The 21,467-nt window shown below is 68.4% G+C and carries 19 protein-coding genes and 3 tRNA genes; 12 read left to right on the top strand and 10 right to left on the bottom strand.

Annotated elements, in window-relative coordinates; translation table 11 throughout:
• On the bottom strand, positions 1–356 hold a 356-nt coding region (locus A5643_RS14685), incomplete at its 3' end, for a DUF222 domain-containing protein (protein WP_156628823.1).
• Positions 357–533: 177 nt separating this feature from the next.
• Positions 534–1,787, bottom strand: coding sequence for a 3-oxoacyl-ACP synthase KasB (kasB, locus tag A5643_RS14680; RefSeq protein WP_066857062.1), 1,254 nt, complete (start codon positions 1,785–1,787; stop codon positions 534–536).
• A gap of 519 nt (positions 1,788–2,306) precedes the next feature.
• Between kasB and A5643_RS14675 the strand changes: the two genes are divergently transcribed.
• Both A5643_RS14675 and A5643_RS14670 read left to right on the top strand, forming a co-directional pair.
• Positions 2,307–3,791, top strand: coding sequence for a biotin carboxylase (locus A5643_RS14675; protein ID WP_066857059.1), 1,485 nt, complete (start codon positions 2,307–2,309; stop codon positions 3,789–3,791).
• A 46-nt stretch (positions 3,792–3,837) separates the two neighbouring features.
• Positions 3,838–5,022, top strand: coding sequence for a serine hydrolase domain-containing protein (locus A5643_RS14670; RefSeq protein WP_066857056.1), 1,185 nt, complete (start codon positions 3,838–3,840; stop codon positions 5,020–5,022).
• A gap of 247 nt (positions 5,023–5,269) precedes the next feature.
• On the opposite strand, the gene A5643_RS18295 is transcribed toward A5643_RS14670, so the two are convergent.
• The 3 genes from A5643_RS18295 to A5643_RS14660 form a co-directional block, all read right to left on the bottom strand.
• On the bottom strand, positions 5,270–5,968 hold the full coding sequence (locus A5643_RS18295; RefSeq protein WP_156628822.1) for a hypothetical protein: 699 nt from the start codon (positions 5,966–5,968) through the stop codon (positions 5,270–5,272).
• A gap of 404 nt (positions 5,969–6,372) precedes the next feature.
• Positions 6,373–7,425 (bottom strand): restriction endonuclease, encoded by a 1,053-nt coding sequence (locus A5643_RS17885; RefSeq protein ID WP_082948974.1) that lies wholly within the window; start codon positions 7,423–7,425, stop codon positions 6,373–6,375.
• Between the two features lie 109 nt (positions 7,426–7,534).
• Positions 7,535–7,620 (bottom strand) — tRNA-Leu (locus A5643_RS14660).
• 236 nt (positions 7,621–7,856) lie between these two features.
• On the opposite strand from A5643_RS14660, the gene A5643_RS14655 reads away from it, so the two are divergent.
• The 7 genes from A5643_RS14655 to pknB all read left to right on the top strand — a co-directional run bounded on the left by A5643_RS14655 (position 7,857) and on the right by pknB (position 17,608).
• Positions 7,857–9,479 (top strand): FhaA domain-containing protein, encoded by a 1,623-nt coding sequence (locus tag A5643_RS14655; RefSeq protein WP_066857051.1) that lies wholly within the window; start codon positions 7,857–7,859, stop codon positions 9,477–9,479.
• Positions 9,480–9,603: 124 nt separating this feature from the next.
• Positions 9,604–10,071, top strand: a complete 468-nt coding sequence (locus A5643_RS14650) for an FHA domain-containing protein FhaB/FipA (protein WP_066857048.1) — start codon at positions 9,604–9,606, stop codon at positions 10,069–10,071.
• Positions 10,068–11,558: a PP2C family protein-serine/threonine phosphatase gene (locus A5643_RS14645; protein WP_066857045.1), complete on the top strand. Its 1,491-nt coding sequence runs from the start codon at positions 10,068–10,070 to the stop codon at positions 11,556–11,558. Before A5643_RS14650 ends, A5643_RS14645 begins: the two co-directional genes overlap by 4 nt.
• Positions 11,555–12,964, top strand: a complete 1,410-nt coding sequence (locus A5643_RS14640; RefSeq protein WP_066857042.1) for an FtsW/RodA/SpoVE family cell cycle protein — start codon at positions 11,555–11,557, stop codon at positions 12,962–12,964. Before A5643_RS14645 ends, A5643_RS14640 begins: the two co-directional genes overlap by 4 nt.
• The gene (pbpA, locus tag A5643_RS14635; RefSeq protein WP_066857039.1) at positions 12,961–14,436 is read left to right on the top strand and encodes a D,D-transpeptidase PbpA; all 1,476 of its coding nucleotides are present in this window, start codon (positions 12,961–12,963) and stop codon (positions 14,434–14,436) included. The genes A5643_RS14640 and pbpA overlap by 4 nt, the downstream gene beginning before the upstream one ends.
• The gene (locus A5643_RS14630; protein WP_082948973.1) at positions 14,433–15,731 is read left to right on the top strand and encodes a protein kinase domain-containing protein; all 1,299 of its coding nucleotides are present in this window, start codon (positions 14,433–14,435) and stop codon (positions 15,729–15,731) included. The genes pbpA and A5643_RS14630 overlap by 4 nt, the downstream gene beginning before the upstream one ends.
• Entirely contained in the window at positions 15,728–17,608 is a 1,881-nt protein-coding gene (gene pknB, locus A5643_RS14625; protein WP_066857036.1) for a Stk1 family PASTA domain-containing Ser/Thr kinase, read from the top strand. The genes A5643_RS14630 and pknB overlap by 4 nt, the downstream gene beginning before the upstream one ends.
• A 16-nt stretch (positions 17,609–17,624) precedes the next feature.
• On the opposite strand, the gene A5643_RS14620 is transcribed toward pknB, so the two are convergent.
• Together A5643_RS14620 and A5643_RS14615 are read right to left on the bottom strand one after the other, a co-directional pair.
• A complete protein-coding gene (locus tag A5643_RS14620) occupies positions 17,625–18,278 on the bottom strand; it encodes an aminodeoxychorismate/anthranilate synthase component II (protein ID WP_066857034.1) in 654 nt (217 codons plus the stop codon).
• A 43-nt stretch (positions 18,279–18,321) separates the two neighbouring features.
• Entirely contained in the window at positions 18,322–19,074 is a 753-nt protein-coding gene (locus tag A5643_RS14615; protein ID WP_066857031.1) for a DUF881 domain-containing protein, read from the bottom strand.
• Between the two features lie 93 nt (positions 19,075–19,167).
• On the opposite strand from A5643_RS14615, the gene crgA reads away from it, so the two are divergent.
• Both crgA and A5643_RS14605 read left to right on the top strand, forming a co-directional pair.
• Positions 19,168–19,449, top strand: coding sequence for a cell division protein CrgA (gene crgA / locus A5643_RS14610; protein ID WP_066857028.1), 282 nt, complete (start codon positions 19,168–19,170; stop codon positions 19,447–19,449).
• Positions 19,450–19,567: 118 nt separating this feature from the next.
• A complete protein-coding gene (locus tag A5643_RS14605) occupies positions 19,568–19,993 on the top strand; it encodes a PH domain-containing protein (RefSeq protein WP_066857026.1) in 426 nt (141 codons plus the stop codon).
• A 29-nt stretch (positions 19,994–20,022) separates the two neighbouring features.
• On the opposite strand, the gene A5643_RS14600 is transcribed toward A5643_RS14605, so the two are convergent.
• A complete protein-coding gene (locus A5643_RS14600; RefSeq protein WP_066857023.1) occupies positions 20,023–20,553 on the bottom strand; it encodes a peptidylprolyl isomerase in 531 nt (176 codons plus the stop codon).
• Between the two features lie 143 nt (positions 20,554–20,696).
• Between A5643_RS14600 and cwsA the strand changes: the two genes are divergently transcribed.
• On the top strand, positions 20,697–21,125 hold the full coding sequence (gene cwsA / locus A5643_RS14595) for a cell wall synthesis protein CwsA (RefSeq protein WP_066857020.1): 429 nt from the start codon (positions 20,697–20,699) through the stop codon (positions 21,123–21,125).
• A gap of 27 nt (positions 21,126–21,152) precedes the next feature.
• Here the strand turns inward: cwsA and A5643_RS14590 are convergent.
• Both A5643_RS14590 and A5643_RS14585 read right to left on the bottom strand, forming a co-directional pair.
• Positions 21,153–21,225 (bottom strand) — tRNA-Ala (locus A5643_RS14590).
• Between the two features lie 156 nt (positions 21,226–21,381).
• A tRNA-Ile gene (locus A5643_RS14585) sits at positions 21,382–21,455 on the bottom strand.
• Positions 21,456–21,467 lie beyond the last annotated feature (12 nt).

The raw sequence follows: 21,467 nt of genomic DNA, 5'->3' as shown, positions 1-21,467 counted from the left end.
AGTTCGGGGGGCAGTTTCGGTCCGGTCAGGCAGCGCCGAGGCCGGATGCGGGCACCTTGGCGGAAGCGGCGGGTGATTTCCCGCGGGGAGATGTGGAGGCGTTCCCACAGGGCGGCGCGGATGGCGTCGGCCGCGCCGCGTTCGGGGCTGGGTTCGGCCAGCTCGTCGAAGTAGCGATACATCAGACCCCGGTTGACCCGCTCCTGAGTCTCCAGCCGTTCGGCGACGTCGAGGCGAAACGCGGTGTCTGCCAGCGCCGAGGAGGTCTGGCGCAGCACTTGGTGGGCGGCGTCGATGGCGTCCAGGGCGGCGCGGATCTGGTCCTGCGCCGCCTGCGGAGTCATCGCTGTCGCCATACCCCCGACGCTAAAAACGCCGACCGACACAACCCCCGCCCCCACCGACCCGCCCGACACATCTGTGGACAAACCCCCAACTGTGGATAAACCGGGACGGGGAAACCGGGGAGCGTTGACCGTTAGCCCTTATCGCTCGTCGAGGCCATCCACAGCGGAAACTGGATGACGTCCGGCTCAATACCGGCCGAACACCGTGGCGACGTTATGACCGCCGAAGCCGAACGAGTTGTTCACCGCATAGCGGTAATCACCGCGGCGCGGCCCGCCGGCCACCACATCGAGGTCGATCTCCGGGTCGAGGTTGGCCAGGTTCAAGGTCGGCGGGATAACACCGTCGCGCAGTGCGAGAACGGTCAAGATCGCCTCCACCGCCCCGACCGCGCCCACCGAATGCCCCAGCGCCGACTTCGGGGCATAGACGGCCGGTCGATGCCGACCCATCGCGTTGTTGATGGCTTTGCCCTCGGCCACATCGCCGATCTGCGTGCCGGTGGCGTGCGCATTGACATGACCGATGTCGGTCGGTTGCAGACCCGCGAGCTGGATGGCCCGGGTCATCGCGTCACCGGCACGCTCGCCGGACGGGTCCGGCGCCACCATGTGGTACCCGTCGGAGGTGATCGACGCGCCCATCAGCCGAGCGATCGGCGTGGCTCCGCGCGCCTTGGCGTGCTCCTCCCGCTCCAAAACCAGGATGGCGCCGCCTTCACCGAAGACGAAACCGTTGCGGTCCTTGTCGAAGGGACGGCATGCTCCCGGCGGGTCGTCGTTGGTGGTGGATAACACGATGCGCATCTGGGCGAAGAGCGCGATCGGGACCGCTTCGATCCGGGTTTCCACTCCGCCGCAGATCGCGATGTCGGCGTCGCCCAGGACGATCTGCTGCCAGGCGTGCGCAATGCCCTCCGAGCCCGACGCGCACGCCGAGGCCGTCGTACACACACCGGCTTTCGCGTGGCGGTCCAGGCCGATGGCCGCTGCGGCCGCACTGGGAACGTACTTGGCCACGCTCAGCGGTGGCACCGCTTGAGCGCCGCGCTCGCGCAAGATGTCGTAGCTCCAGACCAGCTCCTCCGCCGAGCCGAGCCCGGTGCCGATCGACACCGACAACCGCCTGGTGTCGACGTCCGGCGAGCCCGCGTCTGCCCAGGCCCGCCTGCTCAGCACGGTGGCCATCCTCTGCAGGTAGGTCAGCCGCTGCGCCTCCGCGCCCGTCAGCTCTTCATCGAAGGTCTCCAGTAGATGCCCGCCGATGCGCACCGGAAGCTTGTACTGGTCGACGAAGGGGTCCTTGAGCGTGCGGATACCGCTGCGCCCGGCCAGCAACGCCTGCCAGGTGCCTTCGGCGTCGGTCCCCACCGCTGTGGTCAACGCCATTCCGGTGACGACGACATTCGGCAGGCCGTTCCCGGTGGCCAATGAAGTCACAAACGCTCCCTGAGTACGGCTGTTGCTCACCGGCCGACCGCGGCTACGGCGTCACACCACGAGACGTGGCGTCTGCACCGTGCGGTGTCCTTGAGTCGGCTGGCACCGCACTGCAACGCCTCTTCGCCACGTTGATGTTCCTCCTGAACGCCCGACACCCACCGGTGCGTCTGTATCAGCTTCCAGACCCGCGCGCCCGTAGCCGCTGTCGTGAGCACAATACCGTGGGTAGCACTGGCGCACTGACTATTCCGATCCTGCAAGCCCGCCGCGCCGCTTTCAGCGAATAGCCCCGTGGCGTTGGCGTTGACGTCGCCCCGGAACGATCCTCGTACAGCGCCTGTCCTGCGGATAGTCGGCGGTTGCGCCGATCGTGTCCGGGCGCGTCGCGGTGCGTTAGGCTGGCTTATGTGGCAACTCCCCAGGTCGCCATGTTGGTAGATTCGCCACGATTTCGTCGCGGCGCGGCCGGTTCACCCCGAGCACCGCGCAAAACCTGGACGCCGACCGCCAGCCCGTGTGACCGTGCCTGCCCGCGCCAGTGAACCCGGATCGCGTCGGCCGCTGAACGGCCTGTCGGACGTCCGCGCGTTCTTTCACACCAACACCGTGCCGCTGTACTTCGTCTCGCCGACCCCGTTCAACCTGTTGGGTATCGATCGCTGGATACGGAACTTCTACTACCTGAACTACTTCGACTCGTTCGAAGGAGAACATCCCCGCGTGCACATCCCCCGCCGGCGCGACCGCATCGATTTCGACTCGATGGGCGATGTGTGCAACCACCTCTTACGCGATCCCGAGACCCTGGAATTCATCGCCGGACGCGGCCCCGGCGGCAAAGCGTGCTTCGTCATGCTTGAGGAGCAGACCCAAGCCCTCGCCCGCCAGGCCGGCCTTGACGTCATGCATCCGTCGGTAGAGCTGCGCCAGCGGCTGGGCTCCAAGATCGTCATGACCCGGCTCGCCGACGACGCCGGGGTGCCGAGCGTGCCGCACGTGATCGGGCCGGCCCGCTCCTACCCGGAGCTGAGGGCCCTCGCGCATAGCGCCGGTTTGGGCGACGACCTGGTGGTCGAGGCCGCCTACGGCGATGCGGGCAGTGCGACGTTCTTCGTGCGCGGCGAACGCGACTGGAACCACTGTGCCGCCGACCTGACGGGTCAGCCGGAAGTCAAAGTGATGAAGCGCATCCGCAACGTCGAGGTGTGCATCGAGGGTGCTGTCACCCGCCACGGCACCGTGATCGGGCCCGCGATGACGAGCCTGGTGGGCTACCCCGAGTTGACTCCGCGCAAAGGTGGATGGTGCGGCAACGACATCTGGCGCGAAGTGCTGCCGCCCGCGCAGACCCGGGCGGCGCGCGAGATGGTGCGCAAGCTCGGCGACGTGCTGAGCCGCGAGGGCTACTGCGGCTACTTAGAGGTCGACCTGTTGCACGATCTGGATTCCGGCGAGCTCTACCTCGGCGAGGTGAACCCGCGGCTGAGCGGGGCAAGCCCGATGACGAACTTGACCACCGAGGCCTATGCCGACATGCCGCTGTTCTTGTTCCACCTCTTGGAGTACCTGGACGTGGAGTACGTGCTCGACATCGAGGGGATCAACGCGCGCTGGGAGCGCGGCTACGGCCAGGACGAGGTCTGGGGTCAGATGATCATCGCGGAGACTTCGCCGGCGGTCGAGTTGTTCACCGCGACGCCACGCACGGGTGTGTGGCGCCTCTGCGACGACGGGCATGTCTCCTTTGCCCGCCCGGCCAACGACTGCGCGTCGCTGATCGATGAGTCCGAGGCCTTCTACATGCGGGTGGCGGCACCGGGCGACCTCCGGAGCGAGGGCGCCCAACTCGGCGTGCTCGTCACCCGCGGGCATTTGCAGACCGACGACTACCAGCTCACCGAACGCTGCCGGCGCTGGATCAGCGGCATGAAGGCGAAGTTCGCCTCAACGCCCTTGACGCCCGCGACGCCGATCGTCTCGCGGCTCGTCGCGCGCGCGTGAACCGCCGCGTCGCGCACTCAACCGGAGATCGGTCGGGGCTGCCTGCATGAACGGCGGCGACGAGGGTCGTGTCCCGGCCGGCATCTCGCGGGAGAACTGGTTGACGGCGCCGTATGCGCGGTGGTCGTTCCAGCACGTCGAAGACGTGGTGCCGACCGCGGTGATCGCCCGCGGAACGGGGCCGGTCGCAGCGTTGCCCGAAGCGCCCGCACCGGTAGCCGAGATCCGGGTGATCGGTGCGGGCGGGACGACCACCACCGTCGGCGCGGTGATGGCTGCTACCGCCACCGACGGGTGGGCGGTGGCCCACCGCGGCGCGCTGGTGGCCGAGCACTACCTGGGTGACTTCACGTCCCAGGCTCGACACCTGCTGTTCTCGGTGAGCAAGTCGCTGGTGGGGGCGGTCGCCGGGGCGTTGCACGGGGCCGGCGCCATCGAGCTTGACGCGCCGGTCACCGCGTTCGTTCCGGCGTTGGCGAACTGCGGCTACAACGGCGCGACGGTGCGCCACCTGCTGGACATGAGGTCGGGCATCGCGTTCTCCGAAGACCATGAGGACCCGGCCGCGCAGATGCATCTCCTCGATGAGGCGATCGGCTGGGCGACCAGGAGCAGACCCGACGGCCCGGCCACGCTGTACGACTTCCTGCTGACCCTGCGGGCGAAGTCGGCGCACGGCGGCCCGTTCGAATACCGCTCGTGTGAAACCGATGTACTCGGCTGGATCTGCGAGGTCGCCGGCGGCCAACGGATGCCCGAACTGATGTCGGAGCTGTTGTGGAGCCGCATCGGCGCCCAGTGCGACGCCATCATCGGCGTGGATTCGGTCGGCACCGGGTTCTTCGACGGCGGCATCAGCGCGTGTCTAACCGACTTGGTCCGGTTCGGCTCCCTGTTTCTGCGCGATGGGGTCTCCTTGACCGGGCGGCAAGTGTTGCCGGCGGCGTGGATCGCGGACACGCTCGCCGGCGGACCCGACTCGCGGCACGCGTTCGCCGCCGGTGAAGGTGACCCCCGAATGCCCGGCGGGATGTACCGCAACCAGATGTGGTTTTTCTACCCCGGCAACGATGTTCTGCTGGCCCTGGGCATGCGCGGCCAGCTGATCTACATCAACCGCGCCGCGGAGATCGTCGCCGCCAAGTTGTCCACCCAGCCGCACAACGAGGACCCGTGGATGCTGTCGGATACGTTGCGTGCGTTCGATGCGGTGGCGCGGGCGTTGGGGTGAATCGGTGTGGGCGGCGGCTATGGCATCGCTAATGCTTGGCGGGTTCGGGTACTCGTTCCCTGGCGGCAGTCACTCGATGACGCTATTTCTGCGGTCGACGGCTTGCAAGCCTGGTTGCCAGCAGTTGGCGCGCCGTGGTCATTCACGTGGGGCGACGCGAGAGTCATGTTCGAGTTCAAACTCCACAAGCGTGTCATGTTGCGGCCGACCAAATGGGGATCGGTTGTCGCGCGGGGCAACTCGCCCATCAGGGGTGCGGGATCAGTTTCATTTCCACGCGGTAGAGCAGGAATTCAACAGTAACTTTCCGGGTCTTGGCGTGGGCCTCGACCCGGCTGCGGACGACCGGATCGGGCTGGCCGGAGACGACGATCAGGTGGGCGGAGTTCAGCCCGCGCGCCTTCGCCAGCTTCGCTAAATCGTCCACATAATCAAGCAGTTGTCCTCCGGCGCGATGGTCGAGCGCAGAGGTCTTCAGTTCGATCCCTACTAACTGCTTGCGCCTGGGCCGTAATGCCAGAACGTCGATCTTGCGTTTGCTGCTAAACCGAAATTGACTGTCCCAGTCGGTGAGTCCGCGCAACTGGGTTAGGCGCTCGCGGAAAGCCGTCACGAGGTATTGGAGTTTTTTCTCGTCACTGACAAGCTCGTGCCGCGACGCCAAGCCAACGACTGAGTGGTTTGCATCGAACATGTACACGCGGTCCCGATACTCGAGCTGTTCATCGGTTAGAGGCGGGAATGTGGCGATTCCCTCGTCTCTGAATGCTCGGTCCAATCGGGCAAGAAGCGCTTTGGACCGACGCTTGGCGCCTACGCGCCTTAAGACGACATCTAGACGAGCGTTGGGCGCCTGCGACATCGATTGGGGCGGCTCCGGTAAATCATGAACCAATTTTTTGTAGTGCGATACGCATGCGAGGATCTTCTGCTCCTGGGTAGGCACGTCTCGATATTGCCTGAAATCTTCGAACGGTACGCGAGACTGCCGGAAATTCGTCTAGAGAACGGCCCCCGTGTGATGTCGTCCCGTCAAGGTATCCTTGTCAAACCCTTCGACTGAAAGGCTCATCACCAACTCGCGCGACGCGCTAGGTGAGCCACCGGTAATCAACACTCGAACTCCGCTGGCGCAGGAATCGCCGCCTGGGCGGCTCGGCTACGCTCGATTTCATTCATGGGCGACTCCTACCGCAACGCGTAAAAGCATCGGGTTCGCGCGTCGTACTGACCCCAACGACATAAGTTCGTGCCTGAAAATGGTCCGCGGGCCGCGATTCGGGTGCATCGGGATACTGCACCTGACGGCCTCTTCGAAGGGCTAGATACTCCCTGGGAGCGCAAGACCAGCTAACCCTCTGTATTCGACAACATCCATACTCTTTTGAGCGGAATTCGGCTCCTAATATCAGCGTCGAGAAGGTCGTAACTAGCTTGCACCTGATCAACAACATCGGCCGCTTCCCAAACTCGCACGCGCAGCTGATTTTTCAGCGCGTCTTGCGCAGGCTTCGATAGCCCTCCCCACGCGACGAGGAGTCCCTGGGTAGCCCCGTGTGTACTCATCACACCGTGCAGTTGCGACACGATAGGGGCGCCGATCTGCGCTCCTGATTTGACTTGCACGAGTAAGGGATCATCGAGTCCAAGCAGGCCCCGTCCGGCAACGATGTCGACCCCGCCATCGGGTCCCGGCGGGGACTGTCTGCATGACCAACCCGCGGCCGACAATAGAGCTGACACCAATGTGGCGAGTCCGTGTCCCGCGAACTCCTCAGCGATCTTCTTCTCGATCTGGTCGTAGGCGGCCTGTTCGATATCGGTCACCATTTCGGGTTCATCTACGTCGTCGCCTTGCGCTACTGGAGCAACTGTTGGCGTAGAGGCGAATAGTGGTGTGGCCACTTGGCCAGGATCGGTCCCGTGTTCGAGTAGATGCTCCAGTCGTGTCAGCGCATCGTTCTTACTCGGGCTAAAAACTGTGAGCGCACTTCCTAAGATGAACAGCAAGTCCTGCTTGACTAGGGAGCGCGGGAGATCCTCACGGTGCCAATCGACCGGTATGACGTGCCGCTTGGTGGGATCGTCCTCCGTTGCCCGGTATTGGTATGGGCCAGCGACTCGTCCAAATGCGATCTGCTTGGTCGTTTTCATCGGCATAACCATCAAGTCGCCTGGCTTGATCCGCCCGCGTAGCGCCCACAACTGACCGGTGAAGTTGGCCTGTGCATTGTCCGATTCGCCTTTGAACGCGTCCGCGACCACGGCGGCAACATCCTCGCGTGTGGCGCAAGTAGTCAGATCTGGGACAGCTTTCCAACCGCCCCCGGAGTAACCGTTCTGGAGAGCCCACGCCTCACGCTCCCCGTACCGGCCGGCACGAACCACCCACGCCTTCGCCATCGTTCTCCTATCGCGATCCGCTCTTCACCCTGAGGCTCTCTAAAACACAAAGGTCACGCACTCAAAATGAGTTCGTGACCTTGTGCGTCGCAGTTTGTAGAACCGCTCGTGGTGGGCGAAGGGGGACTTGAACCCCCACGTCCCGAAGGACACTGGCACCTGAAGCCAGCGCGTCTGCCATTCCGCCACTCGCCCTCGCGACCGGAGGAGACTATCACGCCCGCCTCCGTCGTCCCCAACCGTACCGGCCGCTGCCTCGCTACCCGCCGGTACCCGTACTGAACTGCGTCGATGTCATTCTCAGAGATATTTTGGTGCCGGGGACCCGCTAAATCCCGATACCATGCACAAAGGCGGCGTGCGCAACCCGACACGCCGCGGACCACTGTGTGACGGCCGGGTTAGTAACGAATCAGTGAGGCGGACGGTGCATGAGCAGCCAGAAGGGGCTCGTTCAGCGTCTCGAGCGGAAGCTCGAGGCAACCGTGGATGACGTATTCGCCCGGGTGTTCGGCGGGTCGATCGTTCCGCAGGAAATCGAGGCGATGCTGCGCCGCGAAGCCGCCGACGGGGTGCGCGCGCTGCAGGGCAACCACCTTTTGGCGCCCAACGAGTACATCATTACCCTCAGTGAGAACGATTACGCCAAGGTGAGCGCGGATTCGGACCTCACGTCAGATTCGTTCGCCCGGCACCTGGCCGAGCACATCGCTGAACAGGGGTGGCAAACGTATGGTGAGGTGGTTGTGCGGTTCGAGCAGGCCTCGAACCTGCACACCGGGCAATTCCGCGCACGCGGTGCGGTCAACCCGGATGCCGCCAGCCAGCCGACCACTCGCGACGATGCCCCACCACAATCGGACCACGCGATTCCCGCAGAATCAGGAGTGCCACCAATGAGCGACAACCCGAGCTACCGCGGCGGCCCCGGGCAGGGGCACCCCGACGACTACTACGGCCGGCCGCAGGACGACCCGCGGGCCGGTCAGGATCCACGCGCTCCCTATCCCCCCGACCAGGGTGGCTACTCCGGCCCGCCGCAGGGCGAGCCCGGCTACCCGCCGCAGGGTGGCTACCCACCGTCGTATGAGCAGCGACCGCCCACCCCGTACGGCCCCGGTGGCCCCGGCGCTCCGGGTGGCCCCGGCGGACCCGCCGGCCCGGGTGGCCCCGGCTTCGACCAGCAGGGCTACGGACCCGGCGGTCCCGGTGCCCCCGCCGGTCCGGGCGGACAGCCCGGCTACAGCGACTACGGGCGCGGCCCGGCCCGCCACGACGAGGGCGGCTACGGTGCACCGCCCGAACCGCAGCGGCCCGGCTATCCCGACCAGGGGCCCGGTTACGGCCAGCCGCCAGAGCAGCAGCGGCCCGCTTACCCCGACCAGGGCGGCGGCTACGGCCAGAGCTACCCGGGCCCGGGCGGCCCGTCGTACGGCCAGCCCGACTACGGCCAACAGGACTACGGCCAGCCGGACTACAACCAACCTGACTACGGGCAACAGGACTATGGCCAACCCGATTACGGGCAACAGGACTACGGCCAGCAGAACTACGGCCAACCCGACTACGGCCAGCAGGATTACGGCCAGCAGAACTACGCGCAGCCGGACTACGGTCGCTTCGACGCGCCGCCCGCCGCGCCGTACGACAGCCCGCCCGGCTACGACTACGCCGACCAGCAGGCCGGCAGCGGGTACGACTACGGCGACTACGGCCAGCAGGGCGGCTACGGCGATTACGGCCAAGGCGGCGGTTACCCGGGTGCGGGCACGACCGTCACCCTGCAGCTCGACGACGGCAGCGGCCGCACCTACCAGCTGCGCGAGGGCGCGAACGTCGTCGGCCGCGGCCAGGACGCCCAGTTCCGGCTGCCCGACACCGGGGTCTCCCGCCGGCACCTGGAGATCCGCTGGGACGGGCAGGTCGCCCTGCTCTCGGACCTCAACTCGACCAACGGCACCACGGTGAACAACGCCCCCGTCCAGGAATGGCAGTTGGCCGACGGTGACGTCATCCGGTTGGGTCACTCCGAGATCATCGTCCGGATTCACTGAGATCACGCGAGGGTCACGCCGTGTGGCTTGGCCCCGCCACGATCACCGTCCAAGTATCGTGACGTTGCTAGCGGGCTCCGCACCGCGGGCGCGATGGTCGGTGCAAGGACGGAGAGGACGCCAGATGCAGGGATTGATGCTGCAGCTGACGCGCGCCGGCTTCCTGATGTTGCTGTGGGTGTTCATCTGGTCGGTGCTGCGGGTGCTGCGCGCCGACATCTACGCCCCCACCGGCGCGGTCATGCTGCGGCGGGGCCTCACCATCCGCGGCACCCTGCTGCCGTCCCGCCAGCAGCGCAGCATCGCCCGTCGGCTCATCGTCACCGAGGGAGCGCTGGCCGGGGCGCGCATCACCCTCAGCGGGCAACCGGTGCTGCTCGGCCGCGCCGACGACTCCACCCTGGTCCTCACCGACGACTACGCCTCCACCCGCCATGCCCGACTATCCCAGCGCGGCACGGAATGGTACGTCGAGGATTTAGGATCGACCAACGGTACTTATCTGGATAAGGCGAAGGTGACCACGGCGGTACGAGTTCCCCTGGGGACGCCGATTCGAATCGGCAAGACGGTAATCGAGCTGCGCCCGTGACCCTGGTGCTGCGCTACGCCGCCCGCAGCGACGTCGGGCTGGTGCGCTCCAACAACGAGGACTCGGTCTACGCCGGGGCCCGGCTGCTCGCGCTGGCCGACGGCATGGGCGGCCACGCCGCCGGCGAGGTCGCCTCCCAGCTGGTGATCGCCGCGCTCGCCCCGCTCGACGACGACGAACCCGGCGGTGACCTGCTGGGCAAGCTCGACGCCGCGGTGCGCCAGGGCAACGACGCCATCGCCGAACACGTGGAAGCCGAACCCGAACTCGACGGCATGGGCACCACCTTGACCGCCATCCTGTTCGCCGGTGACCGCATCGGGCTGGTCCACATCGGCGACTCGCGCGGCTATCTGCTGCGCGACGGCGAACTCGGCCAGATCACCAAGGACGACACCTTCGTGCAGACCCTGGTCGACGAGGGGCGAATCAGCGCCGAAGACGCCCACAGCCATCCGCAACGGTCCCTGATCATGCGGGCGCTGACCGGCCACGAGGTCGACCCGACCCTGGTGATGCGCGAAGCGCGGGTCGGCGACCGCTACCTGCTCTGCTCCGACGGGCTCTCCGACCCGGTCAGCACCGAAACCATCCTCGAGGCGCTGCAGATCGCCGACGTCGAAGAATGCGCCGACCGGCTCATCGAACTGGCGCTTCGCGGCGGGGGACCCGACAACGTCACCGTCGTCGTCGCCGACGTCGTCGATACCGATTACGGCCAAACACGCCCTATTTTGGCCGGCGCCGTCTCCGATGACAGCGACCGGCCTCGCCCCAACACCGCCGCCGGGCGCGCCTCGGCGATCAACCCGCGCCCCAACGTCGTCAAACGCCGGTTGCCGCAGGTCGACGCGTTCGTCCACCAGCCGCGCTCCCGCACCCGCATCATCCTGGCCGTCGTGCTGGTGATCCTGGTCGCGCTCGCCGCGCTGGCCGTGGGCAAGATCGTGGTCGACCGCAACTACTTCGTCACCGCTCACGACGGCAATGTGGCGATCATGCGCGGCGTCCCCGGCACGTTTTTGGGCCGCAAGCTGCAGGAGCCCTACCGGCGGGTCTGCCTGGGCGGCGGCAGCGAACTGTCGCTGGTGGAGTGGGGCCTGCCCGTCGAGGGCTCCCGCTGCCACCCGATGACCGTCGACGACCTGCGCCGCTCCGAACGCCAACAGGTCATCGAGGGGCTACCCGCGGGCAGCTTCGACGACGCGGTGACCCAGCTGCACAAGCTGGCCGGCCCGGACTCGCTGCTGCCGCCGTGCCCGACGGCGACCGCGCCCACGCCGGCGCCCACCCATTCCCCGCGCCAGTCCTCCCCGACCGACACCGAACGCTCCCGGCCGACCACCACCACGCCGCGCCCTACCCGCGAACCCGCCGACACGTCCGTCACCACCGCGCCCACCACGACGATCACCTCCGCAGCCCCGGTGACCACCCGGACCTCCGCTCCATCGACACCGGGGATTGACTGCCGGGACGCGGCATGACGACCCAGCCGCAGCCGGCCGTCCCCCCAGCCCCCGCACCGCCCCTGCCGAACCGGCGCAACGCCGAACTGGGGCTGCTGTGCTTGGCCGCGGCCATCACCACCGTGGCGCTGCTGATCGTGGAGGTCGACCAGCACCGCGACCTCGGCTGGGAGATCGTCGGCTACGCCGTCGCCTACCTGCTGCTGTTCGGCGGCGCCCACCTGGCAATCCGCCGCTACGCCGCCTACGCCGACCCGCTGCTGCTGCCGGTGGTGGCCCTGCTCAACGGGCTGGGCCTGGTGATGATCCACCGCCTCGACCTGGCCGGGCCCGACGACAGCGCCCAGCCCGGCGCCAGCCAGCAGGTGCTGTGGACGCTGGTCGGGGTGATCGCCTTCGCGCTGGTCCTGCTGGCCCTGCGCGATCACCGCGAACTGGCCCGCAACGGCTACCTCTGCGGGCTGGCCGGCCTGATCCTGCTGGTGATCCCGGCGCTGCTGCCGGCCCGGTTCTCCGAAGAGGGCGGCGCCAAGATCTGGATCCGCTTCCCCGGCTTCTCCATCCAGCCGGCGGAGTTCTCCAAGATCCTGCTGCTGATCTTCTTCGCCGCGGTGCTGGTCGCCAAACGCGACCTGTTCACCAGCGCGGGCAAACACGTCTTCGGCGTCAACCTGCCGCGGCCGCGCGACCTGGCCCCGCTGCTGGCCGCCTGGGTGGTCTCGGTGGGGGTGATGGTGTTCGAGAAGGACCTCGGCACCTCGCTGCTGTTGTACACGTCGTTCCTGGTGATCGTCTACATCGCCACCCACCGGTTCAGCTGGGTGCTGATCGGGCTGGCGCTGTTCGTCGCGGGCAGCACCGTGGCCTACTTCGTGTTCGCGCACGTGCGGGTCCGGGTGCAGGCGTGGCTGGATCCGTTCGCCGACCCCGAGGGCACCGGCTACCAGATGGTGCAGTCGCTGTTCAGCTTCGCCACCGGCGGCATCTTCGGCGCCGGGTGGGGCAACGGCCAACCCGACTACGTGCCGGCCGCCTCCACCGACTTCATCATCGCCGCCTTCGGGGAGGAGCTCGGCTTGGTCGGCTTCGCCGCGCTGCTGATGCTCTACACGATCGTCATCATGCGCGGGCTGCGCACCGCGCTGGCCGTGCGCGACAGCTTCGGCAAGCTGCTGGCCGCCGGCCTGGCCGCCACGCTGGCTATCCAACTGTTCATCGTGGTCGGCGGCGTCACCCGGCTGATCCCGCTGACCGGGCTGACCACCCCGTGGCTGTCCTACGGCGGCTCGTCGCTGGTGGCCAACTACATCCTGCTGGCCCTGCTGGTGCGGATCTCCCACGCCGCGCGCCGCCCGCTGGTGGATCCGCCGCAGCAGACCACGCCCATCGCCAACGCCGGCACCGAGGTGATCGAGCGGGTATGAACACCTCCCTGCGACGCGTCTCGATCGCCGTGCTGGCCCTGGTGGTGCTGTTGTTGATCAACGCCACCATCACCCAGGTGTTCTCCGCCGACAGCTTGCGCGCCGACCCGCGCAACCAGCGGATCCTGCTCGACGAGTACTCCCGCCAGCGCGGCCAGATCACCGCCGACGGCCAGCTGCTGGCCTACTCCGAGGCCGCCGACGGCCGCTTCCGCTTCCAGCGCGTTTACCCCAACCCGGAGGCGGCCGCGCCGATCACCGGGTTCTACTCGCTGCGCTACTCCAGCAGCGGACTCGAACGCGCCGAGGACTCGGTGCTCAACGGCTCCGACGAACGGCTGTTCGCCCGCCGGCTGGCCGACTTCTTCACCGCCCGCGACCCGCGCGGCGGCAACGTCAACACCACGATCAAACCCCGGGTGCAGCAGGCCGCCTGGGAGGCGATGCAGCGCGGCTGCGACCCCGTGTGCAAGGGCGCGGTGGTCGCGCTGGAACCGGCGACCGGCCGCATCCTGGCGCTGGTGTCCTCGCCGTCCTACGACCCGAACCTGCTGGCCGCCCACGACACCGACGAGCAGGTCCGCGCCTGGCAGCAACTGCGCGACGACGCCGATTCCCCGCTGACCAACCGCGCGCTGGCCGAGACCTACCCGCCGGGCTCGACCTTCAAGGTGATCACCACCGCGGCCGCGCTGACCGCCGGGGCCGACGAGAACGACCAGCTCACCGCCGCCGCCCGCATCGAGCTGCCCGACAGCAGCGCCACCGTCGCCAACTTCGGCGACGCCCGCTGCGGCGACGGCGAGACGGTGTCGCTGCGGGAAGCCTTCGCCCGCTCCTGCAACACCGCGTTCGTCGAGCTCGGCCTCGACACCGGCGAGTCCGCGCTGCGCACCGCCGCCGAGTCGTTCGGCCTCGACGAGACGCCCGCGGCGATCCCGCTGCAGGTCGCCCAGTCCACGATCGGCCCGATCCCCGACCAGGCGGCGCTGGGCATCTCCAGCATCGGGCAGAAGGACGTGGCGCTGACCCCGTTGCAGAACGCGCTGGTCGCTGCCACCATCGCCAATCAAGGGGTGACGATGCGGCCCTACCTGGTCGACAGCCTGCAGGGCCCGGATCTGGCGAACATCGCCGCGACCGCGCCCCAGACGCAACGCCGTGCGGTCTCCCCGCAGGTCGCCGCTAAGCTAACGGAACTAATGATCGGCGCCGAGTCCTCGACCCAGCAGGAAGGAGCCATTCCCGGCGTGCAGATCGCATCCAAGACCGGGACCGCCGAGCACGGGACCGACCCGCGTAACACCCCGCCGCACGCGTGGTACATCGCCTTCGCGCCCGCCGACACCCCGCGGGTGGCGGTCGCGGTGCTGGTGGAGGACGGCGGCAACCGACTCTCGGCGACCGGGGGTGCGCTTGCCGCCCCGATCGGACGCGCCGTGATCGAGGCCGCGCTGCAGGGAGGATCATGAGCCCGAAAGTAGGCGCCACGCTGTCCGGCCGGTACCGGCTGCAGCGGCTCATCGCCACCGGCGGCATGGGCCAGGTGTGGGAGGCGGTGGACAACCGCCTGGGCCGGCGGGTGGCCATCAAGGTGCTCAAAGCGGAGTTCTCCACCGACCCGGAGTTCATCGAACGGTTCCGCACCGAGGCCCGCACCACCGCGATGCTCAACCACCCCGGCATCGCCAGCGTGCACGACTACGGCGAGACCGAGATGGACGACCAGGGCCGCACCGCCTACCTGGTGATGGAGCTGGTCAACGGCGAACCGCTCAGCTCGGTGCTCAAACGCACCGGCAAACTCTCGCTGCGGCACGCCCTGGACATGCTCGAACAGACCGGGCGGGCGCTGCAGGTCGCCCACACCGCCGGGCTGGTGCACCGCGACGTCAAGCCGGGCAACATCATGATCACCCCGACCGGGCAGGTCAAGATCACCGACTTCGGCATCGCCAAGGCCGTCGACGCCGCCCCGGTCACCCAGACCGGCATGGTGATGGGCACCGCCCAGTACATCGCCCCCGAACAGGCCCTCGGCCACGACGCGACCGCGGCCAGCGACGTCTACTCGCTGGGCGTGGTGGGCTACGAGGCAGTCTCGGGCAAACGGCCCTTCATCGGCGACGGCGCACTGACCGTGGCGATGAAGCACATCAAGGAGCCCCCGCCGCCGCTGCCCGCCGAACTGCCGGCCAATGTGCGGGAACTGATCGAGATCACGCTGGTGAAAAACCCCGGCATGCGCTACCAAAGCGGCGGCCCGTTCGCCGACGCGGTGGCCGCCGTGCGCTCCGGGCATCGCCCGCCGCGCCCCAGCCGGCTGCCGTCGGCGGGCCGGGCCGCGCCCACCGCGATCCCCTCGACCGGGCTGACCCGCGCGGCGCCCGCCCAGGCGTCGCGGCCCGCACCGGCGCGGTCGCGCCCCGCCCGCACCGGCAGCCACCGCACCCCGCCGCCGCCGCGGCGCGCCTTCACCTCCGGGCAGCGGGCGCTGCTGTGGGCCGCGGGCGTGCTGGTCACCCTGGCGGTGATCAGCGCCGTGCTCATCGTGCTCAACGCCCACAACAACAGCTCGTCGACGCCCTCGACGTTCACCGACACCCCGGCCACCCCGACGAATGAGCCGGGCGCTCCGGGCGAACCCACCGAACCGGCGGAGCCGCCCCCGGCCGGACCCGCCGCCTGGACCGGCCCCGCCGATCCCGTCGCGCTGATCCGGGTTGTCACCCTGACATCCCATTACCCCCTCGAGGCGCCCCGATGACGACTCCGCAACACCTCTCCGACCGTTATGAGCTCGGGGACATCCTCGGCTTCGGCGGGATGTCCGAGGTCCATCTGGCTCGTGACAAGCGCCTGCACCGCGATGTCGCGATCAAGGTGCTGCGGGCCGACCTCGCCCGCGACCCCAGTTTCTATCTGCGGTTCCGCCGCGAGGCCCAGAACGCCGCGGCGTTGAACCATCCGGCGATCGTCGCCGTCTACGACACCGGCGAGGCCGAAACCCCCGCCGGCCCATTGCCGTACATCGTGATGGAGTACGTCGACGGTGTCACGCTGCGCGACATGGTGCAGAACGACGGACCGATGCCGGTGCAGCGCGCCATCGAGATCATCGCCGACGCCTGCCAGGCGCTGAACTTCTCCCATCAGCACGGCATCATCCACCGGGATGTCAAGCCGGCCAACATCATGGTCAGCAAGAGCAACGCCGTGAAGGTGATGGACTTCGGCATCGCGCGCGCTCTGGCCGACAGCCACAACGTCACCCAGACCGCGGCCGTCATCGGCACCGCGCAGTACCTCTCACCCGAGCAGGCGCGCGGCGAGCCGGTGGACGCTCGCTCGGATGTGTACTCCCTTGGCTGCGTTCTGTACGAGATCATCACCGGGGAGCCGCCTTTCGTCGGTGACTCACCGGTTGCCGTTGCCTACCAACATGTTCGGGAAGACCCGATTCCGCCGTCCCAGCGGCACAACGCCATTCCCGCCGGACTGGACGCCGTCGTCCTCAAAGCGCTGGCGAAGAACCCAGACAACCGGTACCAGACTGCCGCCGACATGCACGCCGACCTGATCCGCGTCTACAACGGCGAGCAGCCCGAAGCCCCCAAGGTGCTCACCGACGCCGACCGGGCGTCGCTGCTGAAGAGTTCGGGCGGGTCGGCCGCCGGTGGGCCGCAGACCGATCCGCTGCCGCGTCAGCAACTGGACTTCAGCGGCGATCGCGCCGGCGGGTCGGTGGCCCGGTGGCTGGTCGCGGTAGCCGTGCTGGCGGTGCTCACCATCGCGGTGACCGTGGCGATCCAGGTCTTCGGCGGCAAACGCCCACACGAACTGCAGGTGCCCGACGTGCGCGGCATGGTCTCCGCCGACGCGGTCGCCGAGCTGCAGAAGAAGGGCTTCGAGGTGCGCACCGAGCAGAAGGCCGACTCGGAGGTGCCGCCCGACCACGTGATCAGCACCGAGCCCAACGCGAACGCCATGGCGCACAAGGGCGACGTGATCATCGTCAAGGTGTCCTACGGTCCCGAGCAGCGGCAACTGCCTGACGTGGCCTCACTGAGCTACGAAGGCGCGGTGAAGAAGCTGAAGGACCGCGGGTTCAGTAAGTTCAAACGCGTCGAGGCGCCCTCGACGCCGGAGCTGAAAGACCGTGTCGTCGGCACCAATCCGCCGGTCAACTCCACCTCGGCGATCACCAACGAGATCGAGGTCATCATCGGCACCGGGCCGGAGATGAAGGACGTGCCCGATGTCAGCGGCCAGACCGTCGAGTCGGCGCAGAAGAACCTCGACGTTCACGGGTTCACCAAGGTCACCGAGGTCAGCGTGGACAGCCCGCGCCCGGCCGGCGAGGTGGTCGGCACCAACCCGGCGGCGGGCACCAGCACCGCGGTCGACACCGTCATCGAGTTGCAGGTCTCGCGCGGCAACCAGTTCATCATGCCGGACCTGTCCGGGATGTTCTGGACCGACGCCGAGCCGCAGCTGCGGGCCCTGGGCTGGACCGGCATGCTGGTCAAGGGCGCCGACATCGACGCTGGCGGCGACTCGCACAACCGGGTGGTCTACCAGAGCCCGGCCGCGGGCAAGGGCGTCAACCGCGACGGCAACATCACCTTGAAGTTCGGCCAGTAGCGCGCCGCGCGGGCGGCTAGCCGGCGGCGGCGCTGAGCCGCTGCCGCAGCTCCTGCTCGAGGCGGCCCAGCAGCGCATCGTCGCGGGGTAGGCCGCAGTCGGTCAGCCAGTTGGCCAGCAGCCGGTGCCCGCCCTCGGTGAGGATCGATTCGGGATGGAACTGCACCCCGTGGATCGGCAGCTCGCGGTGCTGGACGCCCATGATCACCCCGCCGCGGGTGCGGGCGGTGACCCGCAGCTCCGCCGGCAGCGTCTCGGGCAGGATCGTCAGGGAGTGGTAGCGGGTGGCGGTGAAGGGGTCGGGCAGGCCACGCAGCACCCCGATGTCCTCGTGGTGGACGCTGCTGGTCTTGCCGTGCAACAGTTCCGGCGCCCGGTCCACGGTGGCACCGTAGGCCACCCCGATGGCCTGATGCCCCAGGCAGACCCCCAGCAGCGGGGTGCCGGCCTTGGCGCAGGCGTGCACCAGCGGGATGGAGGCGCCGGCCCGGTCGGGCGTGCCCGGCCCGGGGCTGAGCAGTACGCCGTCGACGTCGGCGGCCACGGCGTCCGGGTCGGCCAGGTGCGGGTCGTCGTTGCGCCACACCGTCGCCTCGACGCCCAACTGGCCCAGGTACTGCACCAGGTTGAACACGAAGCTGTCGTAGTTGTCGACGACGAGAACCCGCATCGTGCCAGGTTACCGGGGCCGGTCGGGCGGTCGATAGCGGCGGTCAGTAGCCGAGCGGTCCGGCCGGCTGGGCGAACCGCATCCGCAGCGGATCGCTGTAGGCGGCCACCGACAGATCCGAGGAGGCCTGCTCGCTGTAGCCGAGTCCGAAGCGCACCACGTACTGGCGGTAGAGGATCACCAGCGGCGCCTCGGCCAGCGCGGTGCTCATCGCCTCGGCGTCGCCGATCGCGGTGATGGTGTAGGGCGGGCTGTAGGTGCGGCCGTTGAGCAGCAGGGTGTTGCCCACGCAGCGCACCGCCGACGTCGCGATCACCCGCTGGTCCTGCACCTGCACCGCTTCGGCCCCGGCGCTCCACATCGCGTTGAGCACCGCTTGGATGTCCTGCTGGTGCACGACGAGGTCGTCGGGGGAGGCGTCGCGCGGGAACCGGCCTTGCGCGTCACGCTGGGCGTCGGTCAGCGTCACCACCAGTCCGGCGCCGTGGACCTCGCCGAGCCCGGCGATCGTCGACAGCTGCCGGTCCCGTTCGCGCATCGCGGCCAGGGCGGCGTCCGGGGAGCCGCCGTGCACCGACTCGGTCGCCGCGGCCAGGGAGTCGCGGCGGTCGGTGAGCTCGTCGACCACCGCCTGCTCGTCGTGGACCATGTCGACCAGGCGGGGCGCGTCGCTGCCCCGGATCTCGTCGCCGCCGGAGACCCCGTGGGTGGCCGCCAGCAACAGCCCGGCCGCCAGGCAGACCACCGGGACGCCGACCGACCACCGGGAGCGGCGCCGGGCGACGGTTGTGGACATCGGCTCTCCGTTCTCTGCCTGTAGCCCTGCGTTAGGCTCGGTGGTGACGAATGTTCGCAGGTGTACCCCGCCCGCTCAGTATCCGAGGTTCTGATGCCCAAGTCCAAGGTCCGTAAGAAGAACACCTTCGCCGCCAGCTCGGTGAGCCGCACCCCGGTGAAGGTGAAGGCCGGACCGTCCAGCGTGTGGTTCGTGGCGCTGTTCATCGGTCTGATGCTGTTCGGGCTGGTCTGGCTGATGGTCTTCCAGCTGGCCGCCACCGGCTACGACGTGCCGTCCGCCCTGATCTGGATGGCCGACCTGGGGCCGTGGAACTACGCGATCGCGTTCGCGTTCATGATCAGCGGGCTGCTGCTGACCATGCGGTGGCGCTGAAAAGCCACGGTTCGGTAACGATCCGTTATCCGCGCCGCGACCGAATCGTGACCCAATCACACGCGTGTGATTTATCCCCACTGTGGAAAACGCCTGTGGATAACTTTGGGGAGTGGGGATGACCGTCCCGGGAAACACCGCGTGGGCGCCGCCGACCGCGGGCATCATCGGCGCGGCGATCGCGGGCGGGCTGCTGCTGACGCTGGGTCTGCTCGTCGTCACCGACACGCCCGGGCAGGTGCTGATCGGCCTGGCCGGCGCGGGGCTGCTGGGTTTCGCCGCGCTGTCCTGGCACGCCCGGCCCACCCTGGCGGTGGCGGGGGAGGAGCTGGTGGTGCGGGGCTGGTTCCGGACCCGGCGGCTGGGGCGGGCATCCATCGTGCTGATCCGGATCACCGAGTTCCAGCGCATCGGCCGCAAGACACGGCTGCTGGAGATCGAGACCGTCGACGACGATGTGGTGGTTTTCTCCCGCTGGGACCTGGGCACCGACCCGGCGGCGGTACTCGACGACCTGACCGCCGCCGGCTTCGCCGGGCGCTGATCGTCACCGCGCCGGGTCGGCGCCGGGTGTCAGGCGATGGTGATGGACTCGATCACGACCGGCTCGGTCGGCCGGTCGCCGCTGTCGGTGACGGTGTTGGCGATCTCGTCGACGACCTTCTTCGACTCGGCGTCGCGCACCTCGCCGAAGATGGTGTGCCGGCGGTTGAGGTGCGGGGTGAGCCCGACGGTGATGAAGAACTGGGACCCGTTGGTGTCCGGGCCGGCGTTGGCCATCGCCAGCAGGTAGGGCCGGTCGAACTGCAGCTCGGGGTGGAACTCGTCGCGGAACTGGTAGCCCGGCCCGCCGCGGCCGGTGCCGGTGGGGTCGCCGCCCTGGATCATGAACCCGCTGATCACCCGGTGGAACACCGCGCCGTCGTAGAACGGGCCGGTCGACCCACCGGAGGCGTTGGTGGTGGAGTACTCCTTGGTCCCCTGGGCGAGCCCGACGAAGTTGTCGACGGTCTTGGGGGCGTGGTTGCCGAAGAGCGCGATCTCGATGTTGCCGCGGTTGGTGTGCAGCGTCGCGCTCGCGGTCTGCTGAGGGCTGTTGGTCACGGCATGACAGTCTGCCCGATGACCGGTTGGGTCCGTGCGCCCGGGTGCCCTCGACGGGAGTTCTGTCGCCTCAACCGCCCCGCGAATCGGGCAAAGATGGCAGGCTTAGCGGAGTCGGAATCCCGCGGGCGGAGAGGTGGCAGATGAGGGCGAAGACCGAGACGGCGTTGACCCCACGTCAGCGGTTGAGCCGCGGCCTGACCTACTCCGCGGTGGGCCCGGTCGACGTCACCCGCGGTGTCGTCGGGCTGGGGATGCACACCGCGCAGGCCGGGATGAGCAGCCTGCGGCGACGCTATCGGGAAGGCCGGCTCGCCCAGGAGGTCAGCGCCGCCCAGGAGGCGGTGGCCGACGAACTCGCCGCCGCCCAGGACGTGGTGGCCGGGCTGCCGGAGGCGTTGCGCAAGGCGCGCCGGTCCCGCCGGCGCACGCCGCGGCCGTGGGTGATCGGTGTCGCGGCGACCGCCGTGGTGGCCGGCGGTGTCGCCGCCGTGGTGATCGTGCGGCGCACCACCCGCGCCGAGGAGCCCTCGCCGCGCCCGCCCAGTGTCGAGGTTCAGCCGCGGCCGTAAGCCGACGCGGCCGGATTTCGGGTCTTGTGGAGCCTAGGGGAGTCGAACCCCTGACACCTGCCTTGCAAAGGCAGTGCTCTACCAACTGAGCTAAGGCCCCTGGCTGCCGGTCAGCCGGTGTGGTCGGGAAGGGTGTGCCAGACCTCGGCGCCCCGTCGGGAGCGCACCGCCAGGGCGGCTACCGCCACCGCCAGCGCCAGCACCAACCACCGCACGCGATGCACCTTTCTCGGTGGGCCGGATCCGGCCGGCTCGGTGGGCCTAGGAGGACTCGAACCTCCGACCTCTTCGTTATCAGCGAAGCGCTCTAACCGCCTGAGCTATAGGCCCGGAAATTGTGGG

Origin of the sequence: Mycobacterium sp. 1274756.6 (genome assembly GCF_001668625.1) — a bacterium.
Taxonomy (GTDB): domain Bacteria; phylum Actinomycetota; class Actinomycetes; order Mycobacteriales; family Mycobacteriaceae; genus Mycobacterium.
This window is presented reverse-complemented; position numbering and strand designations above follow the sequence as displayed.

Coding starts and splice junctions, on each gene's coding strand:
- crgA (WP_066857028.1), top strand. CDS start 19,168: ATGCCCAAGTCCAAGGTCCGTAAGAAGAACACCTTCGCCGCCAGCTCG.
- pknB (WP_066857036.1), top strand. CDS start 15,728: ATGACGACTCCGCAACACCTCTCCGACCGTTATGAGCTCGGGGACATC.
- A5643_RS14615 (WP_066857031.1), bottom strand. CDS start 19,074: ATGTCCACAACCGTCGCCCGGCGCCGCTCCCGGTGGTCGGTCGGCGTC.
- A5643_RS14655 (WP_066857051.1), top strand. CDS start 7,857: ATGAGCAGCCAGAAGGGGCTCGTTCAGCGTCTCGAGCGGAAGCTCGAG.
- A5643_RS17885 (WP_082948974.1), bottom strand. CDS start 7,425: ATGGCGAAGGCGTGGGTGGTTCGTGCCGGCCGGTACGGGGAGCGTGAG.
- A5643_RS14640 (WP_066857042.1), top strand. CDS start 11,555: ATGACGACCCAGCCGCAGCCGGCCGTCCCCCCAGCCCCCGCACCGCCC.
- pbpA (WP_066857039.1), top strand. CDS start 12,961: ATGAACACCTCCCTGCGACGCGTCTCGATCGCCGTGCTGGCCCTGGTG.
- cwsA (WP_066857020.1), top strand. CDS start 20,697: ATGAGGGCGAAGACCGAGACGGCGTTGACCCCACGTCAGCGGTTGAGC.
- A5643_RS14605 (WP_066857026.1), top strand. CDS start 19,568: ATGACCGTCCCGGGAAACACCGCGTGGGCGCCGCCGACCGCGGGCATC.
- A5643_RS14670 (WP_066857056.1), top strand. CDS start 3,838: ATGAACGGCGGCGACGAGGGTCGTGTCCCGGCCGGCATCTCGCGGGAG.
- A5643_RS14620 (WP_066857034.1), bottom strand. CDS start 18,278: ATGCGGGTTCTCGTCGTCGACAACTACGACAGCTTCGTGTTCAACCTG.
- A5643_RS14630 (WP_082948973.1), top strand. CDS start 14,433: ATGAGCCCGAAAGTAGGCGCCACGCTGTCCGGCCGGTACCGGCTGCAG.
- A5643_RS14650 (WP_066857048.1), top strand. CDS start 9,604: ATGCAGGGATTGATGCTGCAGCTGACGCGCGCCGGCTTCCTGATGTTG.